The sequence below is a fragment of the Occultella aeris genome (genome assembly GCF_902703175.1).
In the GTDB taxonomy this organism is placed as follows: Bacteria; Actinomycetota; Actinomycetes; order Actinomycetales; family Beutenbergiaceae; genus Occultella; species Occultella aeris.
Genome location: NZ_CACRYJ010000020.1, coordinates 23962 through 32776, shown reverse-complemented (window position 1 = coordinate 32776; position 8815 = coordinate 23962). Strand labels below are relative to the sequence as shown.

Below are 8815 nucleotides of genomic sequence, written 5' to 3'. Positions count from 1 at the left end.
GGCGGGGGGAGCGGCTCGAGATGGTCGACGGCGGGGCGGCGCGCGTCGAGCCCGACGGCGCGACTGGGCGCAGGGCTGAGTTCGACGTGGCGGGGCACGTGCTCCGGGCGCGGCGTCGCGGGGACCTGAGTCAGCGCGAACTCGCGGCGCTGCTCGGGCTCTCGCAGTCGACGGTGAACCGATACGAGCAGCCGGGCGCCGAGATCGGGGTGCGGCACCTCGCGCAGGTGCTGGCTGAGGCCGGGCTCCGGCTGGCCGTCGTCGACGAGTCGGGGCAGGAGGTGGAGCCGGTGCAAGACGACGAGGTCAGGGACAACGCGGGCCGGCGGTTCCCTGCCCACCTGGATGTGTTGCCGCCCGATCAGGAGCCTGAGCAGCGGATATCCCGGCCGCGGTACGACCGCAGTCCCGCCACAGGCTGGTACCACCACCGGGTGATGCGTGACTGCTATCGGGCGGTCCGAGCGGTCGAGGTCGACCATCCCACGGTGGCCGAGCTGGCGCGGCGCCGCTGGGTGCTCTTGAGTCGCCCGCGGGAGGCCCGCTCGATCCGGATGGCGGACCATAGGCTGCGGGCCGCAGCCGCCAGGGTGCGCGCGGCGGGCCGCTGGGCGTGGATGCCGTCTCCCCCGTGAGGTTCAGGAAGCCAGGGCTCTCCCGTAGCGGGCGGCGTCGACCCGTGCGAACAGCCGGTCGAAGACCGCAGCGCGGTCGAACTGCAGTGCATGGGTGCGGGCACGCTGCTCCCAGCGGTGGCGTTCGTCGGGGTCCATGGTGACGGCCCGGTCGATCGCGGCGGCGATTCCGACCGGATCCTCGACGTCGACGATCATCGCGTGTTCGCCGACAGCCTCCCCGATCCCGCCGGTGATGGTGGTGATCACCGGGCCGCCGCCGGCGAGCATCTTCTCCACCAGGGCGATCCCGAACGTCTCGACGAACTCCGGTCGGGGCTTGCTCGGCAGCGCGTAGGCGGCCGCACCTGCCATCAGGTACGGCTTCTCCGCGTCGTCGACGTCGTCGAGGAATTCGATCCGGTCGCCGATCCCGGACGCCGCCGCGAACGCGTGCAGCTCATCCGCCTCGGGTCCTCGACCGGCGATCACCAACCGTGTGGAGTCCCTGGCCCGGCTCATGGCGAAGCCGGTGATGAGGTCGTCCACTCCCTTGGCGCGGGCGAGCCGGGACAGGAACAGCACGTAGCCGTCCTTCGTCAGCCGTCGGGCCGCCAGGGTCTCGGCGAGCTTCGCCTGCTCGAGATCGAGGTAGGCGTGCGAGTCGATGGCGGGGTAGGAGACCTCGACGAGGGCTCGGCAACGGGCGGCGTACCTCGTGCCGTGTTGGACGTCGATCTCCTCCGCGGCAGCGATGATCAGGGCCTTCGTGTACTCCGAGACGGCCACGCACACATCGTTGCTGAGGTAGGCCTCCAGGACGTGCGCTGCCGCCCCGAGTCGTCCCTGCGCCACACACGCGCGCACGACGTTCGTCACGTCCGAGCCGACGGCCTCGGCGATGGTTACCACGTCGACGGCGAGACCGGTGCCCTCTGCGACCCGGACGGCGTCGGCGACCGCGATCGTGTGCGGGCTCAGGTACAGCGACATGCACACGGTCGGTACCCCGTCGGTGAACAGTTCGACGAGGCGGCCGGTGATGCCAGCGAGGTAGCGGCCGTCGGGGACCCGGTAATCACCCACGGGCTCCGGTCGCTCGACCACGATTCCCGGCCCGTAGTCGAGCACGCCGTCGAGCGGCTTCAGCGGCAGACCCGCCTCGACGAGCCGATCGATCGGCCAGGTGATGATCCGGACCTCGTCGAAGCCGCGCTCCATGGCGGTCTCGGCAAGGTTGCGTGCCTCACCGGAGTGTCCGCAGATCACCGGATCGGCGCGGACGACGAGGACCAACCGGTTCGTCGGGGTGCTGTTCATGGGAGACCTCTTCTCGTCGCGATCGGATGGGTGGGTGACTGGTACGGCGACACGGACGGCGGGCGCTCGGTGGTGCCCCAGTCGCTCGGGCCAGGACCGAGGCTGACCTCGAGCCGGCCGCCGGCGTGCACCTCGCTACCACCGAGCCACGCCCGCTGGAGCGGCTCACCGTCGAAGGTGACGGACTGCACGTACTGGACCGGGACGTCCGGTCCGGGTTCGAGGAACCCGACCGTCGTGATCTCGAAGGAACCCCCGGCCACCGAGATCCGGGACCGGCGGAAGTGCGGTGTGTTGACCAGGAACAGGTTCTGCCCGGCGACGGGGAACAGGCCGAGGCTCGCCCACACGTACCAGGAGCTGAGCCCGCCGGAGTCGTCGTTGCCGGGCAGGCCACCGCGGCCGGTCCCGAACATCTGGTGCACTGCGGCATGGACCACCTCGGTGGTGCGGTCCGGCCGGCCGGCATAGGTGTAGGCCCACGGGGCCTCCATGTCCGGCTCGTTGTTCAGGCCCTCGAACCGGTTCAGGGCGTAGCCCGCGGCCATCTCCGTGGCGTCCGGCGACCGGCCGGGCTGGCGTACCGGGTCGGCTCCGAAGCCGAAGAACCGGTCGAGCAGATCCACGAATGCCGCGTCCCCGCCGGCGAGCCGGATCCGCTGACCCATGTCCGGCAGCAGTCGGAACGAGTAGTTCCACAGGCCGCCCTCGTAGAAGGTGGAGTCCCGCAGGAGCCCGGTGTCGACGTCGAACGCGTTCACCCACCACCCGGCGAACCGGTCGAAGTCGCGTACCAGCGCCTCGTCCCGGCAGACGCGGGCCGCCTTCGCGGTGCACCAGTAGCCGAGCGCGAGGTCGAGCGTGTGACTGATCGGCTCCACCCGCCCGTCCCGCAGGAAGTCCTCGCCGTAGGTCCGCCGGAGGTCGTTGTGCATGTGCACGAGTGCCCAGTCCCAGTCGATCCCGGGCAGGCCGAGCTGGCACAGGTCGGCCAGGAACGTGTGCGCGAGTGCGCTCGCCTGACGCGAGAACCGGTCGGCGCCGCGGGCCATCCGGTAGCCGATCGGGAAGTTCCCCTCCTCCTCGCAGATGTGCAGCAGGGCGTTCGCGAGCTCGACGGCCCGGTCCGGCAGGAGCATGGTCAGCAGGGGGAGCTGGGTGCGGTAGATGTCCCACATCGTGCAGATGTCGAACGCGAACGGACCCTGGGCTGGCCAGAACGGGCTCTCGTTGGGCGCCAGGCTCGGCTTGATCAGCGAGTGGTAGAGCGCCGTCGCGAACACCGTGCGGCGCTGGGCGGACGGTGTCTCCACCTCGATCAGGTCGAGGTGTTCCGACCAGGCCCGCGCGGTCGCGGCGCGGCGGGTCGCGAACGCCGAACGCTCCGTCCCGCAGTCCCGCAGGAGATTCTCCCGGGCCTGTTCCACTCCCCGCAGCGAGAACCCGAACCGCAGTTCGACCACCTGTCCCGCCACCGTGGGGCCGGCCCACATCAGCCCGAACGGACGCAGCGTCGTCGGGCGGATCGAGTCGAGGTCGAGCCGGGTACCACCCGGCATCAGGCGCCGGTCGTACCAGAGCATCTGGCGCCACGAGTCCGCGTCGCACTCCACATGCACCGAGAGCGGCGCCCCCTCGACCACGATCTGACCCTGGGCGACCCCCGGGCTGATGGAGGCCAGATGGGACCGCAGCGGGATGGTGGATCCGTGCGGGATCGTCAGCCCGCCGAGCGAGAGGTCGATGACCACGCGCGCGTCGTGATGATCACCGAACGTGTACCGGTGGACCGCGCTCCTGGGGCCGACGGTGATCTCGCATCGGATCCCGGAGGCGAGCGTGGCCGCGTAGTAGCCCGGTTCGGCCACCTCGTCGGTGAGCTCCCAGAGTGTGTCGAGGGCGTCAAGGGGCGCCAGCATCGGGGTGACCCGGAAGTAGTTGTAGTACTTGCGGATCGCGCCCGTGCCGGTCTGCTGGAAGTGGGTGAACCCGGACGCGAGCAGACCGTCGTAGATCGGTACCGGCAGCCCCTCGGTGCCGAGGTCGTACTGCCCGTACCCGGCCGGGTAGGCGCCCGAGTACGCACACGCGGAGACCATGCCGAGGGGGTAGGTCGCGCCGGGATGGGTGTTGCCGACCTGCGGCTTCGGCCACCACCACGTGGCGGCGATGCCGGTGCGCGGCGGAAGGTCGGTGGCGCCGGTGCCCAGGAACGGATCGACGTGGTCCCAACTGCCACGGCTCGGCGTGACCGGTTGAGACGGCGTCGACGCCGTCGCGACCGCTGATCGGGTCTCCATGCGCCGACGCTACGAATCGAACGTGTCCGGGGCGTTTCCGCAGCGTTGCAGGCAGCGGGACGTTTCGTCAGCTGTGCGGCGCGAGGCGACGCGGGGATTCAGGCGGGCGGCGGCAGCGGGTCGTAACGCAACCCGTGGGCCTGGGCGACCGGCTCGCTGGTGAGGCGCCCGCCGGTGGTGCTGACGCCGGGCCGCAGCTCAGGGTGTCGACCGAGCGCGATCTCCCAACCGTGCGCGGCGATCGTCGCGACGTAGGGCAGGGTCACGTTCGTCAGGGCGATCGTCGACGTGACCGGGACCGCCCCCGGCATGTTCGCGACGCAGTAGAACGTGGAGTCGTGCACGCGGAACGTCGGGTCGGCGTAGGTCGTCGGACGGGTCCCCTCGAAGCAGCCGCCCTGGTCGACGGCGATATCCACCAGCACCGTGCCCGGCTTCATCTGCGCGATCATCTCGTCGGTGACCAGTTTCGGTGCCCGCGCGCCGGGCACGAGGACCGCGCCGATCACCAGGTCCGCGGTGGACGTCTCCTCGGCCACCGTGTAAGGGTTCGAGCGAAGCGTGTGCACCCGCGGGCCGAACCGGGCCTCGAGGGCGCGCAGCCGTGGCACGGACACGTCGAGCACGGTGACGTCGGCCAGCATGCCGATGGCGACCTCCGCCGCGTGCTCGCCGGCCACCCCGCCGCCGATGATGACCACCTTCGCTCGCGGGGTACCGGGCACGCCGCCGAGCAGCACCCCGCGACCGCCCTCGTCCTTCATCAGCTGGTACGCGCCGACCTGGACCGACAACCGGCCGGCGACCTCGCTCATCGGGGCCAACAGGGGCAGCGAGCGGTCCGGCAGCTGCACCGTCTCGTAGGCGATCGCCGTGGTGCCGGCAGCGATCAGGGCACGGGTGAGGTTCTCGTCGGCCGCCAGGTGCAGGTAGGTGAAGAGCACGAGGTCGGCGCGCAGGTGGGGGTACTCCTGCTGCACGGGCTCCTTGACCTTGAGCAGGAGCTCCGACGATGCCCACACCTCGCCCGCGTCGGCGAGGATCCGGGCGCCGACGGCGGCGTAGGCGTCGTCGGCGAAGCTCGAGCCCACTCCGGCGCCCTGCTGCACCGCGACGTCGTGACCGGCGAGAATCAGCTCGTGCGCACCCGCCGGGGTGAGTGCGACCCGGAACTCGGAGTTCTTGACCTCGGTCACCACGCCGATCCGCATCGTTGCTCCTCGCCTCGTCCGGGCATCAGCCCTCGTCCGGGCACCAGCGTCCCCTGTTCTGCGCGGCCGCGCGACCGATTCGGCGCGACGCTGTTGGCACCGATACCCCCTAGGGGTATAGTCGGGCTATGTCGTGGAAGGGAACATCATGCAGACGCCCGTGAAATTGACGATCTTCGCCGCCGGACTGGCGGTGTTGTTCGGGGGTGCGTTCGCCGTCGGATCGGCCTCGGGGATCCGGGTCGAGACGCAGTCGCAGGTCCATGCCGAGGAGGATGAACCCGGCGAGCTCGGTTCCGGTCACGGCGGGACGGGCGAGGACGCAACTGAGGAGGGCTCCGGTCACGATGGGGCGGAGGATTCCGGGCACGAGGCGGCCGGCTCGACCGAGGAACTTCCCGTCGGGGTGCTCTCCGCGGCCGGCGGCTACCGGCTCGACTCGTTGACCGTGCCGGACGCCGTCGGCGTGGCGGGCACGCTCAGCTTCCGGGTGCTCGACACCCACGGCGACCCGGTCACCGAGTACACGACGCAGCACGAACGTGACCTGCACCTGATCGTCGCCTCGCAGGACACCAGCGAGTTCCGGCACGTGCACCCGACCCTCGGCGCGGACGGCACCTGGAGCATCGACTGGACCTGGCCCACCGCAGGCAGTTACCGCGTCTATGCCGACTTCCTGCCGGCGGCGTCCGAGGACGGGCTGACCCTCGCCCAGGACGTCACCGTGCCGGGCACCGTGACCACGGTGCCGCTGCCCGCGGTGAGCAGCACCGCCGTCGTCGACGGGTACACGGTCACCCTCTCCGGTGACCTGACCACCGAGGGCAGCCCGCTCGCCTTCGAGATCAGCCGCGACGGGGACCCGGTCACGGACCTGGACCCCTACCTCGGCGCGTACGGACACCTCGTCGCACTCCGGGTCGGCGACCTCGCCTACCTGCACACGCACCCCGAGGGCGAGGCGGGTGTGAGCGAGCCCGGACCACTGGTCGAGTTCGTGAGCACCGCACCGAGCCCGGGGACGTACCGGCTCTTCCTCGACTTCTCCCACCAGGGCGTGGTGCACACCGCCGACTTCACCGTGGAGGTGACCCGATGACTGACGTGAGCGCGGCTCGGCCCGCGACCGCCGACCTGCAGCGGATCGAGCTCGGGATCGGGGGCATGACGTGCGCGTCGTGCGCGACCCGCGTCGAGAAGCGCCTGAACAAGCTCGACGGCGCCACCGCCACCGTGAACTACGCGACCGAGAAGGCGCGCGTCTTCGTGCCGCCGACGGTCAGCACCGCCGAGCTCATCGAGGCCGTCGAGAAGGCCGGCTACACGGCCCACGAACTGAACGTGCCCGCGCCCTCGAGCGCCGCCGTCGACCCCGCTGACGCCGAGCGGGAGCGGGACCTGAGGGCCCTGCGCAACCGGGTCATCATCTCCGCGCTGCTGAGCCTGCCGGTGATCGTCCTCGCCATGGTTCCGGCCTGGCAGTTCACGTACTGGCAGTGGGCCAGCCTCGTGCTCGCCACCCCCGTCGTGGCCTGGGGTGCGTGGCCGTTCCACCGGGCCGCCTGGGTGAACCTGCGTCACGGCGCCGCCACGATGGACACGCTGATCTCGCTCGGCACGCTCGCGGCGTTCGGCTGGTCGGTCTACGCGCTGTTCCTCGGCACGGCCGGGATGCCCGGCATGACCCACGAGTTCGAGTTCACGATCGCGCGTGGCGACGGCGCGGCGAACATCTACCTCGAGGTCGCCGCCGGCGTCACCACGTTCGTGCTCGCCGGCCGCTACTTCGAGCTGCGCGCGCGCCGCCGGGCCGGGGACGCCCTGCGTGCGCTGCTCGACCTCGGCGCCAAGGAGGTCACCCTGCTCCAGGGCGGCGTCGAGCTACGAGTCCCGGCCGGCGACCTTCGGGTCGGTGACGAGTTCGTGGTCCGCCCGGGCGAGAAGATCGCGACGGACGGCGTCGTGACCGGCGGACGCTCCGCCGTCGACAACTCCATGCTGACCGGGGAGTCGGTGCCCGTCGAGGTGGCCGAGGGCGACGACGTCGCCGGCGCGACGATCAACTCCGGAGGGCGGCTCGTCGTACGGGCCACCCGCGTCGGGTCGGACACCCAGCTCGCGCAGATGGCCGCGCTCGTCGAGGATGCCCAGAACGGCAAGGCGCAGGTGCAGCGGCTCGCCGATCGGATCTCCGGGGTGTTCGTGCCGGTGGTGCTCGGGATCGCCGTGGTCACCCTCGGCTTCTGGCTCGGCACCGGCAGCGCGCCGCAGGTCGCGTTCACGGCCGCGGTGGCCGTGCTGATCATCGCGTGCCCATGTGCACTCGGGCTCGCGACCCCCACCGCCCTGCTCGTCGGGACCGGGCGCGGCGCCCAGCTCGGCATCCTGATCAAGGGGCCGGAGGTGCTGGAGTCGACCCGCCGGATCGACACGGTGGTGCTCGACAAGACCGGAACCGTGACGACCGGCCGGATGACCCTGCTGGAGCTGGTCCCGGCTGCCGGTGAGAGTGCCGACGACGTGCTCCGCCTGGCGGGCGCGGTGGAGCACGCCTCCGAGCACCCGATCGCCCGTGCCGTGGCGCGCTCCGCCGCGGAGGCCGATGTGCTGCCGCAGGCGCACGACTTCGAGAACCTCGAGGGCCGAGGCGTGCGCGCCACCGTCGACGACACACTCGTTGCGGTGGGACGGCCCGGCTGGGTCACCGACGAGGTCGGCACGCTGCCTGCCGACCTGACCGCCGCCATCGATGCCGCCCACGACGCGGGCCGGACCGCGGTCGTGGCCGCCTGGGAGGGGCGCGCCCGCGGCGTCCTCGTGATCGGCGACACGGTCAAGGACACGTCCGCGGAGGCGATCGGGCTGTTCAAGCGGCTGGGTCTGGCCCCGGTGCTGCTCACCGGGGACAACCAGCGCGCCGCGGAGCAGATCGCGGCACAGGTGGGCATCGACCGGGTCATCGCCGAGGTGCTGCCGGCGGACAAGGTCGACGTGGTCACCTCGCTGCGCGCCGAGGGCAAGGTCGTGGCGATGGTGGGCGACGGCGTGAACGATGCCGCCGCGCTCGCGGCCGCCGACCTCGGCATGGCGATGGGCACCGGCACCGACGTGGCCATCGAGGCCAGCGAGATCACGCTCGTGCGCGGCGACCTACGGGCCGCAGCGGACGCCGTCGCCCTGTCCCGCCGGACCCTGCGCACGATCAAGGGCAACTTGTTCTGGGCGTTCGGCTACAACGTGGCCGCCATCCCGCTGGCCGCCGCCGGGCTGTTGAACCCGATGCTGGCCGGCGCCGCGATGGCGTTCTCGTCGGTATTCGTCGTCGGTAACAGCCTGCGACTGCGTCGGTTCCGTTCGCTCCGGTGAC

Annotated in this window: 6 protein-coding genes; 3 read left to right on the top strand and 3 right to left on the bottom strand. The window is 71.3% G+C overall.

All coding sequences use genetic code 11. The features are described from left to right. A partial coding sequence (locus HALOF300_RS07705) for a helix-turn-helix domain-containing protein (protein ID WP_156740379.1) occupies nt 1-635 on the top strand: 635 nt, incomplete at its 5' end. 3 nt (nt 636-638) lie between these two features. Here HALOF300_RS07705 and HALOF300_RS07700 read toward each other — a convergent pair. The 3 genes from HALOF300_RS07700 to ald all read right to left on the bottom strand — a co-directional run bounded on the left by HALOF300_RS07700 (nt 639) and on the right by ald (nt 5445). Next, the gene (locus HALOF300_RS07700) at nt 639-1934 is read right to left on the bottom strand and encodes a glycosyltransferase (protein ID WP_156740378.1); all 1296 of its coding nucleotides are present in this window, start codon (nt 1932-1934) and stop codon (nt 639-641) included. Further along, nucleotides 1931-4234: a glycoside hydrolase domain-containing protein gene (locus HALOF300_RS07695; protein ID WP_156740377.1), complete on the bottom strand. Its 2304-nt coding sequence runs from the start codon at nt 4232-4234 to the stop codon at nt 1931-1933. The genes HALOF300_RS07700 and HALOF300_RS07695 overlap by 4 nt, the downstream gene beginning before the upstream one ends. Nucleotides 4235-4332: 98 nt before the next feature. Then, nucleotides 4333-5445: an alanine dehydrogenase gene (gene ald / locus HALOF300_RS07690; protein ID WP_156740376.1), complete on the bottom strand. Its 1113-nt coding sequence runs from the start codon at nt 5443-5445 to the stop codon at nt 4333-4335. A 148-nt stretch (nt 5446-5593) separates the two neighbouring features. On the opposite strand from ald, the gene HALOF300_RS07685 reads away from it, so the two are divergent. Then, the gene (locus tag HALOF300_RS07685) at nt 5594-6547 is read left to right on the top strand and encodes a hypothetical protein (protein WP_156740375.1); all 954 of its coding nucleotides are present in this window, start codon (nt 5594-5596) and stop codon (nt 6545-6547) included. Continuing rightward, nucleotides 6544-8814 (top strand): heavy metal translocating P-type ATPase, encoded by a 2271-nt coding sequence (locus tag HALOF300_RS07680; protein ID WP_156740374.1) that lies wholly within the window; start codon nt 6544-6546, stop codon nt 8812-8814. Before HALOF300_RS07685 ends, HALOF300_RS07680 begins: the two co-directional genes overlap by 4 nt. The last annotated feature ends 1 nt before the right edge of the window (nt 8815 follow it).

Coding starts and splice junctions, on each gene's coding strand:
- HALOF300_RS07700 (WP_156740378.1), bottom strand. CDS start 1,934: ATGAACAGCACCCCGACGAACCGGTTGGTCCTCGTCGTCCGCGCCGAT.
- HALOF300_RS07695 (WP_156740377.1), bottom strand. CDS start 4,234: ATGGAGACCCGATCAGCGGTCGCGACGGCGTCGACGCCGTCTCAACCG.
- ald (WP_156740376.1), bottom strand. CDS start 5,445: ATGCGGATCGGCGTGGTGACCGAGGTCAAGAACTCCGAGTTCCGGGTC.
- HALOF300_RS07685 (WP_156740375.1), top strand. CDS start 5,594: ATGCAGACGCCCGTGAAATTGACGATCTTCGCCGCCGGACTGGCGGTG.
- HALOF300_RS07680 (WP_156740374.1), top strand. CDS start 6,544: ATGACTGACGTGAGCGCGGCTCGGCCCGCGACCGCCGACCTGCAGCGG.